The sequence below is a fragment of the Corynebacterium sp. UMB9976 genome (genome assembly GCF_030212265.1).
In the GTDB taxonomy this organism is placed as follows: Bacteria; Actinomycetota; Actinomycetes; order Mycobacteriales; family Mycobacteriaceae; genus Corynebacterium.
Genome location: NZ_JASODY010000131.1, coordinates 1 through 253, shown reverse-complemented (window position 1 = coordinate 253; position 253 = coordinate 1). Strand labels below are relative to the sequence as shown.

General features: G+C 60.1%; 1 protein-coding gene. It reads right to left on the bottom strand.

Annotated features, from left to right (window positions below; all coding sequences use genetic code 11):
• Nucleotides 1–141: 141 nt before the first annotated feature.
• Nucleotides 142–249 carry a Rop family plasmid primer RNA-binding protein gene (locus QP140_RS10105; RefSeq protein ID WP_442875047.1) on the bottom strand — a complete coding sequence of 36 codons (108 nt, stop codon included), beginning with the start codon at nucleotides 247–249 and terminating at the stop codon, nucleotides 142–144.
• Between the last annotated feature and the right edge of the window lie 4 nt (nucleotides 250–253).

Here is a 253-nt window from a genome sequence, read left to right as displayed (position 1 = left end):
ATACACTCCGCTATCGCTACGTGACTGGGTCATGGCTGCGCCCCGACACCCGCTAAAACCCGCTGACGCGCCCTGACGGGCTTGTCTGCTCCCGGCATCCGCTCACAGACAAGCTGTGACCGTCTCCGGGAGCTGCATGTGTCAGAGGTTTTCACCGTCATCCCCGAAACGTGCGAGGCAACTGCGGTAAAGCTCATCGGCGTGGTCGTGAAGCGATTCACAGATATCTGCCTGTTCATCCGCGTCCAGTTCG